This is a genomic window from Bradyrhizobium sp. CCBAU 45394, from assembly GCF_028128655.1.
GTDB lineage: Bacteria > Pseudomonadota > Alphaproteobacteria > Rhizobiales > Xanthobacteraceae > Bradyrhizobium > Bradyrhizobium diazoefficiens.
Map to the genome: position 1 here is coordinate 269,044 of NZ_LBIX01000173.1, position 21,263 is coordinate 290,306.

General features: G+C 63.5%; 13 protein-coding genes and 1 pseudogene. 6 read left to right on the top strand and 8 right to left on the bottom strand.

Going from position 1 to position 21,263, the window contains the following annotated elements:
• Positions 1-15: 15 nt before the first annotated feature.
• The 3 genes from WN73_RS32690 to WN73_RS32700 form a co-directional block, all read right to left on the bottom strand.
• A complete protein-coding gene (locus WN73_RS32690) occupies positions 16-516 on the bottom strand; it encodes a Dps family protein (protein ID WP_028175294.1) in 501 nt (166 codons plus the stop codon).
• A gap of 63 nt (positions 517-579) precedes the next feature.
• Positions 580-1,143: a cytochrome b gene (locus tag WN73_RS32695; protein ID WP_271556276.1), complete on the bottom strand. Its 564-nt coding sequence runs from the start codon at positions 1,141-1,143 to the stop codon at positions 580-582.
• Complete coding sequence (locus WN73_RS32700) at positions 1,140-2,195, bottom strand: catalase family peroxidase (RefSeq protein ID WP_271556362.1); 1,056 nt, start codon at positions 2,193-2,195, stop codon at positions 1,140-1,142. Before WN73_RS32700 ends, WN73_RS32695 begins: the two co-directional genes overlap by 4 nt.
• Before the next feature lie 360 nt (positions 2,196-2,555).
• Here WN73_RS32700 and WN73_RS32705 point away from each other — a divergent pair, with 360 nt between their 5' ends.
• Entirely contained in the window at positions 2,556-3,437 is an 882-nt protein-coding gene (locus WN73_RS32705) for an SDR family NAD(P)-dependent oxidoreductase (protein WP_028175297.1), read from the top strand.
• A gap of 271 nt (positions 3,438-3,708) precedes the next feature.
• Positions 3,709-6,636, top strand: a complete 2,928-nt coding sequence (locus tag WN73_RS32710) for an ATP-binding protein (protein WP_232689018.1) — start codon at positions 3,709-3,711, stop codon at positions 6,634-6,636.
• Positions 6,637-6,899: 263 nt separating this feature from the next.
• On the opposite strand, the gene WN73_RS32715 is transcribed toward WN73_RS32710, so the two are convergent.
• Both WN73_RS32715 and WN73_RS32720 read right to left on the bottom strand, forming a co-directional pair.
• Positions 6,900-9,797, bottom strand: a complete 2,898-nt coding sequence (locus tag WN73_RS32715) for an ATP-binding protein (protein ID WP_271556280.1) — start codon at positions 9,795-9,797, stop codon at positions 6,900-6,902.
• A 69-nt stretch (positions 9,798-9,866) separates the two neighbouring features.
• Positions 9,867-10,064 carry a hypothetical protein gene (locus tag WN73_RS32720; RefSeq protein ID WP_231166614.1) on the bottom strand — a complete coding sequence of 66 codons (198 nt, stop codon included), beginning with the start codon at positions 10,062-10,064 and terminating at the stop codon, positions 9,867-9,869.
• A gap of 336 nt (positions 10,065-10,400) precedes the next feature.
• On the opposite strand from WN73_RS32720, the gene WN73_RS32725 reads away from it, so the two are divergent.
• The 4 genes and pseudogenes from WN73_RS32725 to WN73_RS44760 all read left to right on the top strand — a co-directional run.
• On the top strand, positions 10,401-10,643 hold the full coding sequence (locus WN73_RS32725; RefSeq protein ID WP_028175300.1) for a hypothetical protein: 243 nt from the start codon (positions 10,401-10,403) through the stop codon (positions 10,641-10,643).
• A gap of 320 nt (positions 10,644-10,963) precedes the next feature.
• Positions 10,964-12,229, top strand: coding sequence for an ABC transporter substrate-binding protein (locus WN73_RS32730; protein ID WP_039186335.1), 1,266 nt, complete (start codon positions 10,964-10,966; stop codon positions 12,227-12,229).
• A 173-nt stretch (positions 12,230-12,402) separates the two neighbouring features.
• Positions 12,403-12,630, top strand: a complete 228-nt coding sequence (locus WN73_RS32735; RefSeq protein WP_074076402.1) for a hypothetical protein — start codon at positions 12,403-12,405, stop codon at positions 12,628-12,630.
• Between the two features lie 484 nt (positions 12,631-13,114).
• Positions 13,115-13,399, top strand: a pseudogene (locus WN73_RS44760) (winged helix-turn-helix domain-containing protein); the annotation flags it as partial.
• Positions 13,400-16,045: 2,646 nt separating this feature from the next.
• Here the strand turns inward: WN73_RS44760 and WN73_RS32745 are convergent.
• From WN73_RS32745 to WN73_RS32755, 3 genes are read right to left on the bottom strand one after another with little or no spacing between them, the layout of a single operon-like run.
• A complete protein-coding gene (locus WN73_RS32745; protein ID WP_028175303.1) occupies positions 16,046-16,720 on the bottom strand; it encodes a hypothetical protein in 675 nt (224 codons plus the stop codon).
• Positions 16,721-16,757: 37 nt separating this feature from the next.
• A complete protein-coding gene (locus tag WN73_RS32750) occupies positions 16,758-18,029 on the bottom strand; it encodes an efflux RND transporter periplasmic adaptor subunit (protein WP_028175304.1) in 1,272 nt (423 codons plus the stop codon).
• On the bottom strand, positions 18,026-21,208 hold the full coding sequence (locus WN73_RS32755) for an efflux RND transporter permease subunit (protein WP_028175305.1): 3,183 nt from the start codon (positions 21,206-21,208) through the stop codon (positions 18,026-18,028). Before WN73_RS32755 ends, WN73_RS32750 begins: the two co-directional genes overlap by 4 nt.
• Between the last annotated feature and the right edge of the window lie 55 nt (positions 21,209-21,263).

Genomic DNA, 21,263 nt, shown 5'->3' on the forward strand with positions numbered 1-21,263 from the left:
CCCGGCATCCTGTGCCTACGAATTCGGGCCGCTTCGTCCGGTCTCGTACAGGAACCAGATCCGCCGCTCCGTCTCATCGATCCAGTTTTCCAGCAGGCTTGCGGTGGCGACGTCGCCATACTCGTCGCAAAGCTCGTGGACCCGACGCATTTCCCGCGTCAGCTGCTGGTTGTCGCTGCGCAGCTCGGCGAGCATGTCCTGGGGTTCGACATAATCCGCGTCGTTGTCGAGAATGCGCTGCTCGCGCGCGATCTGGCCGATCGAGCGCAGCGTCGTGCCGCCGATCTTGCGCGCCCGCTCGGCAATGTCGTCGGTCATGGCAAAGATCTGCTCGGCCTGCTCGTCGAGCAGCAGGTGATAGTCGCGGAAGTGCCTGCCGGATACGTGCCAGTGGAAGTTCTTGGTCTTCAAGTACAGCGCGAAGACATCGGCCAGCAGCGCTCTCAGCGCGGCTGGAATGTCCCGGTTCGCATTGGCCCCGAGATCCGTCGGGCTCTGGAGATCCGCTTTGCTCATTGTCGTCATCCTTGTTGGAGGTTGAAAAACTTTAGCCGCACGCTTCGCCGGCGCGCGAAGCGTTCATTCCACCGGCGTCGTCCTGTTCCGCAACGGCAGGAGCGCGATCGTCCCGAATACGCCGTCGCGGCGGATCAACGCGTGGAACAGCCCTGCCACCAGATGCAGCAGCACGAGGGCAAAGAACGCAAAGCCCAGATAGACATGGGCATTCCACAACAGCGTGTGCAGGCGGTCGCTCTGCGGCAGCAACGCCGGAATTCGAATGCCGCCATACAGAACGACTGGATAGGCCGCAGCCCAAAACATGCCGAGCCCCAGCAATGGCATCACGATCATGAAGCCATACAGGAGCTGGTGCGACAAACGTGCTCCCAGCTTCATCGCCGGCGGAAGATCAGCCGGCAACGGTGGCGCGCTGTAGTGGCGCCGCAGAGCCAACCTGATCACGACGAGAGCCAGGAGAGTGACGCCGAGCGTCTTGTGGATCAGGATCAGCGGCAGATATGTCGGCGCCACGGTGGACACCATGCCGACGCCGATGAAGAGCATGGCGATAATACAGACTGCCATCAACCAGTGCAGGAGCCGCTGAAGCAGGGCGAAACGATGAGGAGCATTGCTCATGGCCTGGCGGTCTCGGTTCGAGGATAATCCCGGGCTTCGGCCGCACGCAAATCGTAGGACTTGCGGTAGACCGACGAGCGCGCGGCCGGGAAAGGATCGTCCGACACCCGGATTCCCTGCGGCAGCACCGTCGGATCGAAGTTGATGTCGCGGCAGGGCCCATCCCGCTCCGGTTCGATCCGCTGCACGATGAGCGTTCCGACCTGCACCGTACGGCGGCTCTCAGGCCAGGGCTTGCTCGGGTCCGCGGTCGGATCACCGGGATCGGCGACGGTCGTGACCATGGTCCAGCGTTGCGGGCCGGCGATCCGGACCCGTTCCGCTATCTCCTGCTCAAGAAAATCGGGACCGCGCTTTTCCAGCTCGGCTTGTGACAGTGGAACGACCTCCGCCGTCGGCAGCAGCGACCATCGCACCGCATGCTCTGCGCCCTTCGCATCCGTGAAGATGAAACTGTTGAGCCCGTGGTAAGGCTCCTCCGCATAGCTGGCGGTCCAGGGCGCCGTTTTGGCCCAGGCCGCGAAGGCGGCGAATTCCGGATTTGCCTGGATGAACGCCTTCATCGCCTCCGGATCCTTCTTGCCGGATGCAATCAACAGGTCGTGAAACGCCTGCGGCGTGGAGACTGCAAAGAACGGCGGATTGATCATCGCCATCCGCCACTCTTCGCCATCCGCCGTTGCGATCTGCAATCCCAAACCGCGCACGCGCGCGGTTGCGTCCACGGCGTTCGGATCGGCAGTGCCAAGATTGAAGCGGCCCAGAGCCGGATACGTGCCTCGCTCGAAGACCCTGGCTTTCGAGAGTTCCACGCCGTTCCCGTTCGCCTCGAAGGCGCCGGTGAAGCAGATTCCCTTGGCATGATTTCGCCGGTGCCCGAGCGGCGGGCCACTCGGGGGCGTGAGCGCCGCGATCATCAGATCCGGCGTCAGGCGCCCGGGCGAGAACCACCCAGCAGTGTAGGCAAACGCGGCAGCACCGCCCCCGAGGACGGCCACAATCAGCACCAGCGAGCCGAGCCTCGAGCGCGGCAGGTTGCCTGACTGATTCATCGCTTCTCCTTGCAATACGCAAGCCGCCCCGCAGACCGGCCCCACGGCCCGTTCTGTCGAGCGGCTCGGGTTCCGTTGTAGCTGGCGACCACGGCCGCGATCTTCTGAAACCGGATCGCCAATTTCGCGAAGGCACGTTCGTGCTTGCCCAGTATGCGGGGCTCGTCCTCACCGGATTTCGGGCTTTCTCGAAATATTTCGTGCGATCTGAAAATCACTCACCGGGCTCGAAAGACCCGCTTTGCGCCGGGGCCTAGTTCAAAGGCTCTTCGCACAAGGCCAGCGGTCGATCGACGAACGATGAACGTGTCGCGACGACGCTGGCGTCTTTGCGGAAGCTGGAGTGCGATTGGGGTTCGAATGAGCAAAGTGATCATCGTCACAGGAGCTGCAAACAGCATCGGACGAAGCACCTGCAAGACATTGGCGCAAGCCGGCCACACGGTCTACGTTTCGATGCAGGAAACGAAGGGCCACGATGATCACGGCGTCGAGGACGCCGGCAAGCACGGCGCGGAACTCCGAACCATCGCGTTCGACGTCGCCTCGGAAGCCTCCGTGAATTCGGCCATCGATGCCATCGTCGCCGAGAACAACCGCCTCGACGTGATCGTGCACAATGCCCGACAGGTCATCTACGGACCGGCGGAGGCCTTTACGCCGGACCAGCTTGCCGAGCTCTACGACACCAACGTGCTGAATGCGCAACGGGTCAATCGGGCCGCATTGCCCCAGTTGCGCAAGCAGGGCCAGGGCCTGCTGATTTGGGTCTCATCGAGCAGCGCACGTGGCGCCTCGGTTCCTTTCCTGGGAGCCTATGCTTCGTCAAAGGCCGCCCTCGATGCACTGGCGCTCGGCTATGCGGGCGAGCTCGCGCGCTGGGGCGTCGAGACGACGATCGTGGTCCCCAGTGCGCTCGGACCCGGCCACTACATTCGCTCCGGCCGACCGCTCGACACGGCGCGGGCCGAGGAATACGCGGATGGTCCGACGGCCGACGTGAGCGAGATCGCGCAATCGGCACTTGCGCAGCTTCCGGCGAAGGATCGAACTCCGCAAGACGTCGCGACCGCCATAGCCGATGTCGTCGGCATGCCATTCGGACAACGGCCGCTGAGAGTTCATTTCGGTCCTGACGACGACGGAGCCGCAGCCGTCAACGCCATCGCCGACAGCGTCCGCATGGAACTTCTCCGCCGGATCGGGTTGGACGACATTCTCAAGCCCGCGTCCATCGGATAGGGCTGGGTGTCGTGGCGTCGCACATTCGTGATCAGGCGAGACCGAAGACCAGCCGCGGCGCTCGTTTCGACGCATCGATATAAGCTCCCGGTCGTTTCTGTAATCAGGGGTCGATTCCTGAAAATCCGGGAGCCTCTTCGGAGCCCCAGACGAAAGTGATACGTCCCAATCCTTTACCCTGTTACTGCCGAATGTTAGGTTTGAAAGGCCGCTACGTTCACGCGTCTTGGTGTGCTTCCAAGTCATAGAACGTGACGAGTCGTGCGCCGGGTTGAAATTCCCAATGGCCCCCCGCTGGCAAAGCAACAACACGCAAAGCAGCAACACGATGGCCGCTGCCGGCCGCTCCGCCCAAGACGAAGCCGCCCGGGAGATCTTGGTCTTCGGGCCGTTTCGGCTCGACCCCGCGCAGCGGCGGGTTGAGAGAGACGGGAGCCCCCTGCAGCTGTCGGGTCGAGCATTCGACATTCTGCTCGCACTGGTCCGGCAGGCCGGCAACGTCGTCAGCAAGACAGAGCTTATGGCCACGACGTGGCCGGGCGCCGCCGTCGAGGAAAACAGCCTGCGTGTCCATATCGCCGCACTCCGCAAGGCACTCGGAGACGGCAACGACGGCGTCAGATACCTGAGCACGGTCTCCGGGCAAGGCTACTGCTTCGTCGCGGCGGTATCGCGCCCGGAACAGAGGCAACCTGCACCGACCAATCCGACTTACGTCCATAACCTGCCGGCGCATCCCCGGCAGATGGTCGGGCGTGAGCAAGCCATACAGGACATCTCGGAAAGACTGAGAGCCCAACGTTTCGTCACGGTCGTCGGCCCGGGCGGCATCGGCAAGACCACAGTCGCCATTTCCGCGGGCCACGCCCTGCTCGCGGAATTCGCCGGCCATGTCCACTTTGTCGGTCTCGGCGAGACAGGCAGCGCCGCTCCAGTGCCGGCGATCGTCGCATCTTCACTTGGGCTGCGAGCTCGATCGAATGATCCCACGAATAGCCTCGCGACATTCCTGCGCGACATGCGGATGCTGCTCATTCTGGACTGCTGCGAGCATGTCATCGAAGCCGCGGCGGCGCTGGCCGAACGGCTCTACCAGGCAGCACCGGAGCTGCACATCCTGGCGACCAGCCGGGAGCTGCTGCGCGTCGAAGGCGAGTTCACATACCGGCTCCCACCGCTGCCGAGCCCGCCGGAGAAGATCGTTTTGACGGCCGCGAACGCTCTCGCCTACCCTTCGGTGAAACTCTTCGTCGAGCGTGCGACCGCGGGAGGCGGCGAGTTCGCGCTGACGGATGCGAACGCCTCTGATGTCGGCAACCTCTGCCGTCGGCTCGACGGTATCCCGCTTGCCATCGAGCTCACCGCCGGCCATGTGGGCGCATATGGCGCAAGAGCGATGGTCCAACTCCTCGACCAGCACCTCAATTTGCTGTGGGAGGGACGACGCACCGCGCTGCCTCGGCACCGGACACTGCGCGCAACCATCGAATGGAGCTACAATCTTCTATCCGACGCGGAACGCGCGATTCTCGGCCGGCTGTCAGTGTTCGTCGGTAGCATGACCCTGGACGCCGTGCGGTCGATTGCCGCGGGCTCGGAGGATGACGACACGATCCTGGCGATCATCGACAGCCTCGTCGCCAAGTCGATGCTTGCACTGAACACCGGCTCGCAACCGACCCGCTACCGCCTTGCCGACTCGACCCGGGCATACGCGCAAGAGAAACTTGCCGCCAGCGGGGACTCCGAGGCGGTCGCGCGACGTCACGCCTGCTACTTTCTCGACCTCCTTGAGATGATCGGCGACGAAGCGAACCGAGACCTTTCGACGGTTGCGGAGGAATTCGGCAACGTCCGCGCCGCACTGACGTGGTGCTTCTCGGATCAGGGAGACCGCAGAGCCGGCGTGGCGCTCGCTGCAGCATCGATACCGCTCTTCTTCAAGCTGTCGCTCCTGGCGGAATGCGAGCTCTGGGTCACCCGCGCCATCGAAGCACTCGATGAAACCAATGGAGGCATCAGGCAGGGCCTCGTCCTTCACACGGCGCTGGGGGCTGCGCGCATGCTCACCGGACAGCTGGATGAATTGGGCGCAAATCACCTCCGCCGGGCGCTCGAGCTGACGGAAAGGATCGGCGATATACCGGGGCAGATCCGTTTGATCGACCAGTTGCATTTGCTGCAATTGTTCGTCGGCAAGTATGATGACGCATTTGGCATCGCCAAACGCGGCGAAGCCATTGCCCTTGCCAACAACGATTCCAATGCGGTCGCGCGCATGCGCGTATTGCTCAGCATCTCCTGCCAGTATCTCGGCAAGTTCGTTGCCTCTCGCTCATACGTCGAAGCGGCATTGCGACATACGGGCCTGGACAAGGACGTCCTTAGCGGCCTCACCCTCGAATATCCCAAACGCGCTCAAATCACCCTTGCGCGCGTCCTCTGGCTTCAGGGATATCCCGATCAGGCGACAGGAATGGTGCGCCGCGCCATCTCGGACGTCATCGCGGCGAACCATCCGGTCATGTTCTGCAGAGCGCTGCCATGGGCATTCGGCGTCTTCTTCTGGAATGGCGATCTGGAGGATTGCGAAGAACACATCGACAGGTTCGTCGTGGAGGCTCGCAGGCACAACCTCGCCATCCTCCAGTTGGTCGGCGAGGCCATGAAGGGGATTACACTGCTGGCCAGGAACGAGACCGGTGTCGGGCTCGCCATGCTGAAAGGCTCGATCGAGAAGCTGCAGAGCCTGTGCTTCGGTGCGGTGGCTGGGTTTCGCATGCCTCTCGCCGAAGCCCTGGCGGCGACAGGTCACGGCGACGAAGCCCTGGACACCATTGATCAGGCGATTGCCCAGGCCCAACACTGCAACTTCATGATGGACATGCCCGACATGTTGTGCACAAGAGCGAAGGCGCTGATGAGGAAGAGCAATCCGGATCTTTCGCAAGCGGAGCTGAGCCTCATCCGAGCACTCGACCTCGCCCGCCATCAGGGGGCGCTGGGTTATGAGCTTCGCGCGGCGATCGCGCTTGCGAGACTATGGCAGCGAGGCGATCGCCGCCGGGAGGCGCACGATATGCTCGCCCCCGTCTATCAGCGGTTTACCGAGGGATTCCAGACGCGCAGCCTCGTGGCGGCAAGAGGCTTGCTTGCCGAGCTGAACCCGCCACGCTCGCGCTCGTTTGCGGCCAAATGATCCTCTCCGGATCGCGTAAGCGCGCATCGCCTCGATCGCCGTGCAATCGCGATAGAGGGGTGCAGTCTCGAACGACGCGTGCGGGCCGCCGGTCCATGCTGCGTTGGCAATGAGACGTCGGCGCCGGCCATCGCCATCGGCGGCACAGGCGGCGCCACCGGCGGATTGCGGAACGTTCCAGAGCACGGGGAAGCGGCGCTCGCCGAGGCCGCACAGGCATCCGATCGATCGGATCTGATGCCGCTCCCCGGGGCCTCCATCGCTTACGATCCCAGCTTCACCATCATTGCGCGCGCGTCGCTGAGGTCCGCAGTCTCGAAGCCTTCGGTGAATTTGCCATACACGGAAGCGAGAACATCGCGTGCATCGGCCAGATGCCCCTCACTCATCCTCATTCGTGCCACGCTGATCGCCGTCCTCAGCTCCCAGAACAATGCACCCTGGCTCCGCGCCACCTCGAACGCCTTGTCGAAGACCTGCTCGGCACCACCCGTCGAGCGGCGCGCGCCGGGGCGCAGCAACAATTCGCCCTTGATGCGCAAGAGCTCGGCGACATACCACCCTTCGTCCCTTGCCTCGCATCGTGCGAGCGCCTCGTCGGCGGTCGCGAGCCCCTGCGACACCTCGCCGGCCTCTCCGAGACACACGGCGAGCTCGCCGAAGGGAAGCAGGAAACGCGGCAGGAAGCGCGCCTCGCCCGCGAGCTCGAGCGCCTTGCGCAGCAGCGGCAATCCGGTCGCTACGTCGCCCCGGCGCGAGATCAGCACGCCCCTGAAGGCGCGTGCCCATACGTTCCACAAGCGGATCGGGTGGCGTTCGGTGTGCTCGATCAGCATCGTACAATACCGCTCCGCCGCGTCGAGATCGCCGGCCAGGAAGGCAATCGGGCAAGCACCCTGCCCGAGGACGCTGCAGAATGTGAGTGCGTGGCCGCTCGTCCGGCCTTCCTCGACGTTGCGCCCGACGACGCTCAAGGCCTGATCCGCGAGGCCAAGCAGCCACAGGATCCGCGCCTGGAAGTAGTGAGTTGAGGCCCGCAGGTCGAACCGGAAACGGATGACCTGCGGCTTGGCCGCCAGATCCGAGAGGCGAGACAGGGTTCGCCCGATGTGATGATACGCCTGCCGCTGGTCGCCGAGATAGTGCAGCGTGGTTGCAAGAAGTCGGTCGGCCATCATCCGGTCGACAGGATTGCCGGAATCGTCCACGGCGTCTGCGAAACGATGCGCAAATTCGAGGGCCCTGCGGAATTCGCCGTTGTTGAACTGATCGATGCAGAGTCCCCAAAGCGCGCGCAACAGGTAGTCCCTGTCACCGAGCTGCTCGGCCAGCTGAAGGGTCGCGGCCCAGGCGGGACCGGCCTCCCGGGCTCTTCCGACACCGTACATCAGCGACCAGCCGCGCGCGGCCGACAGCTGCATGCGAAGCCGCGGCGCGTTCGCGGCCGTCGGGTCGAGGCGCGCCAGAGCGAGTTCGGTCCGCTCGCGGCATTCGCTGAGGAGCGACAATTGCACCCAGAGCGGGACTGCGGCCGCCGTCAAGGCCGCTCCGACTTGCGCGTCTCCGCCGGACGAGAAGGCCCAATCAAGGCTCGTTCGCACGTTGTCGATGTGCCGGCCATAGATGGTGAGCCACTCCGCCTGCGGCTTCACTTCGCTGTCGGCCTCGGCGTTGGCAAAGAATCCGCAATAGTATTTCGCCTCGCGGCGGGCGGCGTCGGGATATTCTCCGCCCGCGTGCAGCTTCTCCAATGCATAGGCACGCGTCGTATCCAGCAAGCGATAATGAGGACTGTCGCGGCGAATATCGGCGACAACGAGCGACTTTGCCACCAGCCTGGCAAGCTGGCCGGTCACGTCGCCGATGTGCTCGCCGGCGAGCGCGATCACTGCATCGAGCTGGAATTCGCCGGCGAATATGCCGAGCTGCCGGAGCAGCCACGCCTCGTCGTCCGGCAGCAGGTCATAGCTCCAGTCGAGCGTTGCACGCAGCGTTTGCTGCCTCGGCAACGCGGTACGGCGGCCCGTCGTCAGAAATTTGAACCTGTCATCGAGAAGTGCCGCGATCCTCGGCGGGCTGAGCATGACTGCGCGCGCCGCTGCAAACTCGATCGCAAGCGGAATGCCGTCGAGCCGCCGGCAGATGGCTGCGATGGCGCCGATGTTCTCCTCGTCCGACGCGAAGCTTGAACCCAACGCCTTCGCTCTGCTCGTGAACAGCTCGACTGCGCTGTACGCGTAGGCGCCGGCGGGCTCGAGCCTGGCTTCAGGCGGCACGCCCAGAGGGAGCACGCGGTAGACGTGCTCCCCCTCGATGCGCAGCGCTTCTCGACTTGTCGCAACAATGAACGTCCCGGGGCAGCGGCTGACAACGAGCTCGGCCACCTGGGCCACGGCATCAATGACGTGTTCGCAATTGTCGAGGATGAGCAACAATGGCCGAGGGCCGATCGCGCGTGCGATGGATTCAGGCGAAATCTCCTCGCCCTCGAGCTTGGTGCCGAGCACGCCGGCGATGACCGAGCAGACGAGCTTGGGATCGGACAGCGAGGCCAGTTCGACCAGCAACCGGTCAGCCGCCAAGCCGGTCGGCGGCGTTCTGGCTGCCTCCAGCGCCAACGCCGTCTTTCCGATCCCGCCGGGCCCGACCAGGCTCACCACGCGATAGGCCGACAGAAGCCGCCACAGATGTGCGATCGCGGCGGTGCGGCCGATGAGATCGAACGACGCGCTGGGAATGTTGGTCGACGGCAGCAACCCGGTTGCGGCAGATTGTAGCGGGGCGTCCATATGCCGGATCCGCCACGCTCCCAGCAAACGATAACCGCGACCAACAGTGGTTGACAGCATGTCGCGGTCAGGACCAAGGGCTTTTCGGATCGCCGCGATATGTACGCGAAGTGCGCTCTCCTCGACAAAGACGCCCCGCCAGACGCGCTCCGTCAGGTCGTTCTTGGTGACGAGTTGGCCCTCCGCCTGAACCAATTCCGCAAGAATCTCAAAGGCACGCCCCCCCAAAGGAACGAGCTCTCCTGCCGAACGCAACTCGCGTCTGACAAGATCGATCTCCCATTGCGCATAAATGTAGACGGGACGCTGGCCTGGCTCAGCCATCATTGGGACAGCCCAAGCGGTTTCATCATTTTCAGTCCAGCTTACCATCAACCCTTTCGAAAGACACAGGTTGCCGGACGGCGCCGCCGCCGGCCCCCGTCTCCGAATGCGCGCTCTTCAGCAGCCGCGGCAGATCGATCCTTCCAGCATCTTCTCGAGCCGGGCGTCGTCCTTGTCGATGGTCGGGTCCGTGCCGAGCAACGGCCCCTTCGTCGCGCGACCACCACTGTCGGACGACGGAAGCGCGGTGCCCAGCGAGTTCGTTCCAGGCGCGGCGGCGCTCGTCCCGAGCGCACCGCCGCTTGCCATCGACATATGCGATCCCATGTCACCGCGGGCAGACGCAATGCCCGAGAGCGCTACGCAGGCGACGACACAAACAACAGGGATTAATCTCATTGCTCACACTCCAAATGTTCAAACGACCCGCCTCCCAGAAACGGGCATCAGACGCGTTTGACCACGCACAATCGCGCGAGGATTCTGACAACGCTGACAGAATCTTCCCGCAGGAGTGATGCACGTCCTCCGGGACTTCTCGACCGGACGACCTACATAGGATTCATCAAAAGAATTTTCGGAAACGCCACCAGCCGAGCAGCGATCATCGCCAAGCGACTCTCCGCACAGAGCAAGCAATGGAGAATCGCTATGAGTGTATTCAAAATCCTAATCGCTGCGGCGCTACTCTCAACGGCAACGATATCGTCCGCATCCGCAGCCTGGTCCTTCGCCGATCAGGAGCCGGCAGCCTTTGCATCGATGTACCCCGATCGCGACGTGCTGAATGGCGGCGCGCTGACGCCGGCCGGACGAATGGGCCTCGAGCGGCCGGGTGGTGCCGCGCCCGTATTCGCCGCGGGCCACTACCACGTCCGCAACTGGCATCGATGATGAGGCACCACAATCGAGCGTCATGCAGATGATGGCGTCCAAAATCCGGGAGTGCGGCCGCGCCATGCGGCGCACCCTGCCGGCTTCGAAACAAGGCCAATCACGTCGATCCGGATAGCCGGCCCGGCAGTTGCGAAACTTAACAGTTCTTCAGCATCTTAAGCCGGGCTCGCGGCAGCACCCGCGCTATATTCGGGACCCGACTTCTGCACGTGCACGCCCAGCGACCGCAATACGCGTCTCTCCCGGGCCGGCGCGGCCGAACGACACGTCGTCGGGTTTGGTATGTTCGAAACCCGGCAGCGCCATGGAGGCACCGCTTGATCACAGGCAGAACTGGCTACTCGATTTCGGGCAACGCGTGGCGCCTGGGAAAGCTCGTCATCTCCTGCGCCGTGCTCGCAGTCGGCAGCGCTTCCGCGGAGCCGCAGTACGACCCCGGCGCAAGCGATACCGAGATCCGGATCGGCAACATCATGCCCTACAGCGGTCCGGCGTCGGCTTACGGCATCATCGGCAAGACGATGAGTGCATACTTTCGCATGATCAACGACAACGGCGGAATCAACGGCCGGAAGATCAATTTCATCTCATATGACGACGCCTACAGTTCATCCAAGGCGGTCGAACAAGCACGACGGCTCGTCGAGGACGACGAGGTGCTCGCGATCTTCGCGCCGTTCGGCACGGCCAGCAATGCCGCCATTCAGAAGTACATGAACCACCGGCATGTGCCGCAATTGTTCGTCATCACCGGAGCGTCGCACTGGGCCGATCCCGAGCACTTTCCGTGGACCATCGGCTGGCTACCGAGCTACCGAACCGAGGCCCGCATCTATGCGGACTACATTCTGAGGCATCATCCAGGTGCCAGGATCGGCATTCTCCACCAGAACGACGACTTCGGGCGCGACTATCTGCGCGGGCTGAAGGACGTGCTCCAGGACAAGTACGCGCAAATGGTGGTTGCCAGCCTGCCATACGAGGTCAGCGAACCGACGATCGATTCACAGGTCGTCGCGATCAAGTCCGCCGCGCCCGACATATTCATCGACATAGCCACGCCCAAATTCGCCGCTCAGGCGATCAGGAAGCTCGCTGAGCTGGACTGGCATCCCATCCACATCGTGACGAACGTCTCGGTCTCGGTCGGCGCGGTGCTGAAGCCGGCCGGACTGGACAACGCAAAGGGAGTTCTCAGCGCGGGGTATCAGATGGACGTGACGGATCCGCAGTGGGACAGCCATCCGGGCATGCAGCACTTTCGCGCGTTCATGGCGAAATACTTTCCGGAAGCCGATCGATCGGAGAGCGGGCCTCTGGTGGCCTTCAACATGTCGAGCGCGCTCGTGGAGGTGATCAGGCGCTGCGGCGATGATCTGACGCACGAGAGAATCATGCAAGTGGCCGCGGATCTCGATTTCGAACTCGAGGCCTACATCCCCGGCATTCGAATAAAGACATCGCCAACGGACTTTCATCCGATCGAGCAGCTCCAGATGATGCGCTTCACCGGCGAGAGCTGGGAATGGTTTGGTCCGCTGCTCGATGGACGCGCTGACCAGGCGACGTCCTTGCCCGACTAGGACGCGGACCTCCCTGTGGGATGAGCCGTCGATGTCCGAAGTCAACGCACCGCGACGACTTCGTGCAAAGACGAAAATGTTCGTTCGATCAACACTGCGGATCCGACGCGCGCATGAACATGTCTCGCGTGCGGGCCGAGGCGTTCGGCGTCGCTTTCTCAAGGAGATGTTCGATGACTACACTGAAGCTCTTGTCGGCCGGATTCGTGGTCGCAGCCATGATTGCCTCCCCCGCGATGGCTCGCGAAGGCAACGCGAAGCGTACCAATGCCGAGGCTTATGCGTCGGCTCAGCGCGTTCCGGCCTCCTCCAAGCGCGGCTGCGCCCGTGCTCCCGACGTCGGTGCGTACGCAACCGCCCCCTGGCGGCGGCCGCCATGCGAGCCCACCTCGGGCTATTGAGTTCGCGAACCGGATCAAGTCCGGTTGACGCCGACTGGAAGTTGATCGTCTCAACGTTCCGGATTTTGACCTCTCGGCGGAAGGAAGGACGGCGGCTCACGATCAGGCCGCCGTTCTTGCGACCGGTGCACGTCTCTCGGACGCATTTTTGCTCCGGAGGTCTTGCGCTGACGATCCTCGGCGAAGTGAGTAAATGATGCTTCCGTTGCAGACGTCAGGCTTCTTCCGACCGCCTCTCCCATTGTGACACACGCCCGGCTGCCGTCACGAATTCGTGTATCGAACACGAGTGCGTCGGGTGCCAGCATCGACGATGAACGAAGCGTCGGACTGAGCGGGTCTTCTTGACATGCCGACGATCTCCCCTCTAGGAGACCTAGGCGCATTGACGCTTTCAAATTCTTGCCACGGGTCGGTGATCTCAAGGGCGGGCTCGTGATCTCCCCCTCGGATCACGGCAGCGAAGTTGATGCACGGACCCCTTATGTCATCTCCGGTTGATCGCACGTACTCTTTCGGACATTGGCTGATCGATTGCCAACGGAGGGAGCTGAGATACAACAACGTCGCGGTGCCGATCGGAAGCCGTGCATTCGAGATTCTCGAGAAGTTGGTGGGCTCCGCCGGCCTCCTGGTCACCAAGGACGATTTGATCGGAAGCGTCTGGTCGGGCCTGACCGTCGAAGACAACACGCTCCAGGTTCATATTTCGGCCGTCCGGAAGGCGCTGGGCGAGGATCGCAATCTGCTCAAGACGGTTTCAGGTCGCGGATACACGCTCGCTGGAACTTGGCGAAGCGGGCATTTGGATCATCCGGCGGCCGCACCGGTAACGATTCCGGCCGATGCGCTCTTTTCCAGCAACCTGCCGAGTATCCGCGCGCCTCTCATCGGTCGCGAGGATAGTCTGAGCGAATTGAGCGACGTGTTGTCCGCATATCGGGCCGTGACTCTTGTCGGCCCCGGCGGCATCGGAAAGACGAAGCTGGCGATCGAGCTCGCGCGCAGTGTCGCGCCTTCGTTCAACGATTCCGTAGCGCTGGTCGAGCTCGCGGCCCTGCAGGGTGCGGCTCTTGCTGCATCTGCGACCGCCCGTGCGCTCAGGCTCGCCTCGAATGACAAGGAAGTAACGCCCGCAAGCATCGCGCAGGCCATCGGGACCCGCCGCCTGCTTCTTGTCCTGGACAATTGTGAGCATGTGATCGAAGCGGCCGCGCAGATCGCAAGTGCCGTGCTCCACTATTGTCCGAACGTCACGGTTCTCGCGACCAGCCGCGAAGGCCTCCGCATCGACGGCGAATACGTTGCGGCCGTTCCGGCGCTGTCGGTCCCTGGTCCCGATATGCACGCTCCCGATCTGCTGCTCCGGGCAAGCGCAGTGCAGCTGTTCGTCGCCCGAACGCGGGCGCTGCGTGCGAGCTTCGTTGCCGGCGCCGAGGAGCTTCAGAAGATCGCCGCCATCTGTCGCCGCCTCGACGGCATTCCGCTCGCACTGGAGTTTGCCGCAGCCCGGGCCGCCAATCTCGGAGTAGACGCCGTACTGCTCCGCCTGGACAAGCGCTTCGAGCTCCTGAATGGCGGCCGCCGCGACCAGCTGCCGCGACACCAGACCCTGCGGGCGACCCTGGACTGGAGCTACGATCTCTTGCCGCCGGCAGAGCAGAACCTGCTTTGCCAACTCGCGGTGTTTCCGGCCGGTTTCACGCTCGATGCGGCCAGTGCGATGATGGACGACACCCTGTCGCGGTCGGACGTCATCGAAACCCTGTTCAATCTGGTCGCGAAATCGCTGGTGTCGCTGGATCCCTCCTTCGAGGGACGATGGCGCCTCCTGGAAAGCACCCGCGCTTATGCGCTGGAGAAGCTCGCAGACGCAGGCCTCGTCGAGCAGGCTGCCAGACGGCAGGCCTGCTTTCTCAGGCAGATCATCGCGCCGCTCGGCGATGCCTCTCCCGCTCCCGACGACATCTCCCGTTTCGCCCAGGAGATCGGAAACGTGCATGCGGCGCTCGATTGGGCCTTCTCGCCCGGTGGAGATGCGGCGCTTGGAATCGAGCTGACGTCCGGCTTCGTTCCGGTATGGATGCAGTTGCTGTCCTTCGTGGAATGCTCAACGCGGATCGAGCACGCTCTCGCGCATTTCAGCCCCGGGTTCACCGGCGTTCCGAAGCTCAAGGCGCAGCTCTATGTCGCGCTGGGATTCGCACTCCTCAACACGACGGGGTCGGCGGATCGCATGAAGGCGGCGCTGAGCATCGGTCTCGCACTCGCCGAGGAATTGTCCGATCTCGAGCTTCAGCTCAAGGCGGTCTGGACCTTGTGGAGCTATAACCTCAACTCGGGCCAATATGCCGCGGCCAAGGACGTCGGCGAACGCTACCTCGAGATCGCGCTGCGCACCGGAAATCCCGCCAACGAGGCGGTAGGTCGTCGCCTGATTGGCGCTGCCGCGCATTTCTTCGGCGCGCAGGAGGATGCGCGGCGCGAGCTGACCTTGTCCCTGGACGATTCGGCCCACGGATTGAGCGGCGGCACGAATCTGATGTGGTTCCTGCTGAATCAGAGCGTTCTTGCCAAGGCGATGTTGGCTCGCGTGCTGCTGTTGCGGGGAAAGATCGCCCAGAGCAGATCGCTGGCCGCCGAGTGCCTCCAGGACGCCGAGCGTGAGAAGGACAAGCTTGCGATCGCCTACGCGCTCCGGAACGCCGTCTGCCCGATCGCGCTGATGACGCATGATCTCGCCGCCGCCGATCAGGCAATATCCTCCCTTCTCGAGCTCGTCACACGCGAAGGAATAGCTTTCTGGACGAGCTGGACGTCTTGCCTGAAGGGGCAGCTGCTGGTTTTGCAAGGTAACCATGACGACGGAATAGCGCTGCTGCGTAGTGGCCTGAAAGCGCGGACCGAGAACGGATGGCTGATGCGCAATCCCGAGTTTCTCGGATCGCTCGCCGAAGGCCTGCTCGCGAGCGGCGAGGCTGCGCAGGCCCTGGCCGCGGTGGAAGAGGCCTTGTCCATCTCGCGGCAAGGCCGGCAATTGTGGTGCCTTGCGGACCTGCTGAGGATCAAGGCTGAAATTCTTCTGGCCAATGGCCCATCCGATCTCTCGCGATCCGAATTGCTGTTCGCCGAGGGACTATCCGTGGCCCGAGAGCAGCAATGCCGCTTCTACGAGCTGAAGGTTGCGGCAGCGTGGGCAAGGATCATGGCGAGGTCGAACCGTCAGCAGACGGCACTTGATCTCGTTGGTCCGGTCAGCGCTCTGTTCGATCAGGAGATCGATCTTCCCGCACTCGCCTTTGCCCGCGCTCTGGCTGAAATACCGGGCATCTCGCTTTCGACATACGACGGCGACCGGCCCCCGTCTTGCACCTGCCACTAGGTTGCGATGACGCTTGAGGCCTGCAATTTCGCCTCAGCATCCCGGTGGCAGGATCGGCGACACGCCCGGCGTTGGCGCTGCACCCGAGGCGTTGGCCGGCAACACTGTCGCAGGCTGCGCCAGATTCATCGAAACCCCTTCCGCGCAAGCCGAGCTGTTCGGGCTGGGCACAACGGCGGCGTTCGGGTCGATGCCCGTGCCGCCGGCGCCGCTGGTATCCGCCAGGATCGTGCCGGGCGCGGGGCTTGCAGGCACCTGCGGAATCGAAAGCGGCAGAGATGCCGCGCTCGTCACCTGCCCTCCGGGCGTTGAGCTGCATGCCACTGTCGCACCTGTTCCCGCCGGCGCGGCCGTGGAGATTGTCCCGATGGAGCTGCCATTCAGTCCCGAGACCGGCAGGATCGGGGCCGCGATGCCCGATGTCGAAAGGCCAGTGCTCGATACGGTCGGTGTCGCCGGCAACGGCGTTGGCGAGGTCGCCGGCGGAGCGCAGACGACCACCGTCCCGGGCGTCGTCGGATCCGAGGCGAGCGGAACAGGCGCCAGCGTCGTATCCGGAGCGCCCGGCACGGTCGTTGCCGAAAACGGCCCCGGACTGTTGAGCGGCGAGATCACGATCGCGCCCGGCACTGTCGGCAGATCCATTGCCGTGCTGCCGGTCGTTGCGATCTGTGCCTGGCCCGGAGAGATGCCGAGTAGCAGAGCCATTACCGCTGCGAACGCGAACCGCATCATCTTTTGTGCCCTAACTCACTTCGCTCTTGCGAACCGTGACCTTGCTGCCCTCCACCAGATTGACCGCAGGATTGAGCACGACCTGATCGCCGGGCTGCACGCCGTCGCGCACTTCCACCGTGGTGCCGAAATCCCTGGAGATCGAGACCTGCTGAAAATGAACCGTACCATTCCGCACGACCGCGACATGGAGGCCGTTCTGATCGAAGACAAGCGCATCGGACGGGATCGTCGTCGAGGGCGTCCTGCGCGGGATCGATAATTCGACCGTGCAATAGATGCCGGGACTGAGCAGGCCATCGGGGTTGGGCACGTCGATCTCGGTCAACAACGTCCGGCTCCCCGGCTGCAGCGCGGTCGCGATCCGCGTGACCTTGCCCGCAAACGTCCGCCCCGGAATCTCGGGAACGCGGATATCCGCGTCGACGCCCGGAGCAACGCCGAAAGCCTCGTCCTGCGGCACGAAGACCTGGGTTCGGATAACGTTGGAGTGCATCATCGTGAACATGAAGGTGGAGCCGGCCTGCACCAGGCTGCCATTGTCCACGTTGCGCTGCGTGACCACGCCGTCGAACGGCGCCACCACGCGCTGGTAGGACTTCTCCTGCTGGAGCACGCGAATCTGCGCCTCCTGCGCCGCGATGTTCGACTGCGCGACGCCCACCGCGCCCTGCTGTGCGCGCAGGGTGAGACGATCGTTATCGCCCTGTTGCGCTGTCAACCAGCCCTGCTTGACGAGATTGCTGTCGCGCGAATTGGTGACGTCGGCCAGTTCTCGGCTCGCTTGCGCTTGCTGAAGTGCGGCCTGGTCCTGCGCGAGCGTCGCCTGCGCCTGCGCGATCTGCTGGTCCAGCTCGGGAGCGGTGATTTCCACGAGGAGATCGCCCTTCTTCACTCGATCGCCGATGTCGACGTAGCGCTTCTCGATATAGCCGCTGGTCCGCGCGAAGATGTTGGCAGCCTCGAACGCGGTCGTCGTCGCCGGCAAGGTGACCTTCATGAGGTCGCCGCTAGCCTGGACCGTCGCCACGCGAACTTCCGGAACGTTGGTCCGAACCTGCTCTGCCACTGCGGCGACCTCACGCGCGGCCTCATAGTGCCGCCAGCCGCCGATGCCCAGACCGCCCGCAAGTAGCAGGAGCACGCCTCCCCCGAGCAGCGGACCACCGTAACGGCGCTTGGATCGCGCGCCCTTGCCCGGCAGCTCCACGATCCTGAGGCCCTCCGCTCCGGGGTGGTCTGCTGCCTCGTCGTCATCGGTCCGTGCGCGAACATCACTCATTCGGGTTGCTCCTCGAATACGCCGTGGCGGGGCTTGCCGTCGTTGCCCTTGCGCAGCATGGCGAAGAGATAAGGCACGATCAGCAAGGTGGTCGGAGTTGCGAACAGCAGGCCGCCGATGACCGCCCGCGCGAGCGCTGCATTTTGCTCCTCACCCGGCCCGCCGATCGCCATCGGGATCATGCCCACGATCATCGCCGCCGCGGTCATCAGCACCGGCCGGATCCTCGTCCGGCCCGCGCTCAGCGCCGCCTGGAAGGCGGAATGTCCCTTCAACTGCTCGTCCCGCGCGAACGTCACGAGCAGGATGGAATTTGCGGAGGCAACGCCGACCGCCATGATGGCTCCCATCAGCGAGGGCACGTTCAGCGTGGTCCCGGTGACGAACAGCATCGTCACGATGCCGCAGAATGTCGCCGGCAGCGCCATGATGACGACGAAGGGATCTCCGAAATTCTGGTAGTTCACGACCATCAGCAGGTAGACGAGAATCGCCGCGAACAGCAGTCCAATCCCGAGATCGCGGAACGACTGATGCATGCTCTGGATCTGTCCCAGAACCTGGATCGAATTGCCGGGCTGCAGTTGCTTCTGAAGGGTGGACGTCACCTTGTCGATATCGGACGCGACGCTGCCGAGATCGCGGCCCTGGACGCTCGCATAGACGTCGAAAACCGGCTGGACATTGGCCTGGTTCAAATTGGTCGGAACGGTGCCCCGCTTGAAGGTGGCGACATTGCTGAGGAGGCCAGGCACCGTCTGCCCGCTTGCGGCGAGCGATGCCGACACCGGCGTGTTGCCCAGGGCGTTCAGCGAGTTGGCCCTGTATTCGGGTGTCTGCACGGCCAGGTAATAGGGGATGCCTGACGTCGGATCAGTCCAGAAATTCGGCGAGACCTGCGCGGACGAACTGAGGCTGACATTGATATTGGTCGCCACCGTGCTCGCATTGAGACCCAATTGCGCGGCGCGAGTGCGGTCGATATCGGCGTAGAACGCGGGAGCATCGACCTCCTGCTGCAGATGCGCGTCGACGACACCGGGGATCGCCGCAAGACTCTTCTGCAGCTCCTTGGCCACGGCCAGGTTGTTGCTGCCGTAACCGACGGTGCGGACATCGATCTGCGCCGGGAGACCGAAGTTCAGGATTTGCGTGACGATATCGGCCGCCTGGAAATAGAACGTGTCCTCCGGAAATGCCGACGGCAGCACCTGCCGCAGCTTCCTGATGTAGTCCGCAGTCGGCTTGTGCCCGTCCTTCAGCGATACGAGAATGGTGCCGTCGTTCACCCCGATCGTGGAGCCGTCGGTGAATGCGAGATTGTAGGGCCGCGCCGGCAGGCCGATATTGTCGACGATCAGCGCTCGGTCGCGCTCCGGAATGACTTCGCGAATCTTGTCCTCGACCGCCTGGAAAATCGCTTCCGTCCGCTCGATGCGCGTGCCCGCGGGCGCGCGAACATGGAGCTGGATCTGGCCGCCGTCGATCAGGGGATAGAAGTCCCGGCCGACATAGGCGAACATGGTGGCTCCGAGCGCCAGCACCAGCACGGCGACGACGGGCACGATGACGCGACGACGCAACAATGTCAGCAGGAGATCGGAATAGCCGTCGCGCAGGTGCTCGAACCCGCGCTCGAACGCGGCGGAGGCGCGCGCGAATATGTTCGACGATCGCTCGCCCTCGCCATGACGCCGCTCGCCCTTCAGCAGCAGGCCGATAGTGATCGGCGTGAGCGTCCGCGACAGCCCGTACGACGCCAGCATCGCGAACACCACGGCGAGGCCAAGCGGCGTGAACAAATATTTGGCCGGGCCTTCCAGAAATACGACCGAGGTGAACACGCAACTGATCGCGAGCGTGGAGACCAACGTCGGAATAGCGATCTCGGCGGCTCCGTGCAGGGTCGCTTCCGACAACGGCATGCCCTCTTCGGTCCAGAGCCGGTGCGTGTTCTCGATCGTCACCGTCGAATCGTCGACAAGGATACCGACCGCGAGGGCAAGCCCGCCGAGCGTCATCGTGTTGAGGGTCTCGCCGAGAAAATACAGGACGACCAGCGAGGACAGCATCGCCAGCGGGATCGAGATCAGGACGACCAGCGTCGATCGCCAAGACCCCAGAAACACCAGGATCATCAGCGCTGTCAGGCCGGCCGCGATCGCTCCTTCGCGCAGCACGCCATTGACCGAATGGGTGACGAATATCGACTGATCGAACAACTCGTTGATCTTCAGCCCCGCCGGGGCCGATGCGCGGATCGACGTCAAGGCCGCCTTCACGCCGTTGACGACGGCGAGGGTAGAGGCGTTCCCGTTCTTGATGACGCTGAGCAAAACGGCCCGGTGGCCGTCCTCGCGGACGATATTCTGCTGGACCTGGGCACCGTCGCGGACCTGGGCGACGTCCTTCAGGAAGATCGTGGCCCCGTTGGCGAACTTGACCGGGATCATGTTGAGATCCTGGATTGTGGCCGGCGTTGCATTGGTTCGAACGGTGTACTGGGTGTCCCCGATCTTCGTCGTGCCGGTCGGCAGCGTCAGATTCTGGGTGTTGACCGCATTGACGATGTCGAGCGGCGTCAATCCGCGCGACAGGAGCTTGTTCGGATCGATATCGACCATGATCTGCCGGTATTTGCCGCCGGCAGGCGTGGGAAGGGTCACCCCCGGAACGGGAGCCAGTTGCTGGCGGACCCGGTAGATGCCGAAATCGTAGAGTTGCTGCTCGTTCAGGCTGTTTGACTCGAGGCTGAGCTGGAGCACCGGGACGCTCGAGGCATTGAACTGCACGATGATCGGCGGCTGGATGCCCGGCGGCATCAGGGCGCGGATGGCATTGGTCGCCGAGACGATCTGTGAGATCGCGAGATCGAGATTGACGTCCGGCTGAAAGTAGATCTTCTGAACCGAAAGGCCGTTGAGGGTCTGTGCTTCGATATTCTTGATTCCGGTGACGTTGGCGCTGATCGAATATTGGCTGTAGGTGCTGACGCGCTGCTCCATCTCCGGCGTCGAGAGGCCAGTGTAGCTCCAGATGACCGTGACAACGGGGATCCGAATCTCCGGGAAAATATCCGTCGGCATCGACCGGATCGCGATCCCGCCGAGAAACAGGATCAGCGCGGCAAGCACATAAAATGTGTGCGGAAGCCGTAGTGCGAAGCGAACAATTCCCATGGTGGTCTGCCTGGAGCGAGGGACGCGGGATCTTCGGACAGGTGAGGACGGTCGG

What these genes read in the sequence shown, in the direction of transcription:
- WN73_RS32690 (WP_028175294.1), bottom strand. Translation starts at nt 516, where the DNA reads ATGAGCAAAGCGGATCTCCAGAGCCCGACGGATCTCGGGGCCAATGCG.
- WN73_RS32695 (WP_271556276.1), bottom strand. Translation starts at nt 1,143, where the DNA reads ATGAGCAATGCTCCTCATCGTTTCGCCCTGCTTCAGCGGCTCCTGCAC.
- WN73_RS32700 (WP_271556362.1), bottom strand. Translation starts at nt 2,195, where the DNA reads ATGAATCAGTCAGGCAACCTGCCGCGCTCGAGGCTCGGCTCGCTGGTG.
- WN73_RS32705 (WP_028175297.1), top strand. Translation starts at nt 2,556, where the DNA reads ATGAGCAAAGTGATCATCGTCACAGGAGCTGCAAACAGCATCGGACGA.
- WN73_RS32715 (WP_271556280.1), bottom strand. Translation starts at nt 9,797, where the DNA reads ATGGTAAGCTGGACTGAAAATGATGAAACCGCTTGGGCTGTCCCAATG.
- WN73_RS32720 (WP_231166614.1), bottom strand. Translation starts at nt 10,064, where the DNA reads ATGTCGATGGCAAGCGGCGGTGCGCTCGGGACGAGCGCCGCCGCGCCT.
- WN73_RS32725 (WP_028175300.1), top strand. Translation starts at nt 10,401, where the DNA reads ATGAGTGTATTCAAAATCCTAATCGCTGCGGCGCTACTCTCAACGGCA.
- WN73_RS32735 (WP_074076402.1), top strand. Translation starts at nt 12,403, where the DNA reads ATGACTACACTGAAGCTCTTGTCGGCCGGATTCGTGGTCGCAGCCATG.
- WN73_RS32745 (WP_028175303.1), bottom strand. Translation starts at nt 16,720, where the DNA reads ATGGCTCTGCTACTCGGCATCTCTCCGGGCCAGGCACAGATCGCAACG.
- WN73_RS32750 (WP_028175304.1), bottom strand. Translation starts at nt 18,029, where the DNA reads ATGAGTGATGTTCGCGCACGGACCGATGACGACGAGGCAGCAGACCAC.
- WN73_RS32755 (WP_028175305.1), bottom strand. Translation starts at nt 21,208, where the DNA reads ATGGGAATTGTTCGCTTCGCACTACGGCTTCCGCACACATTTTATGTG.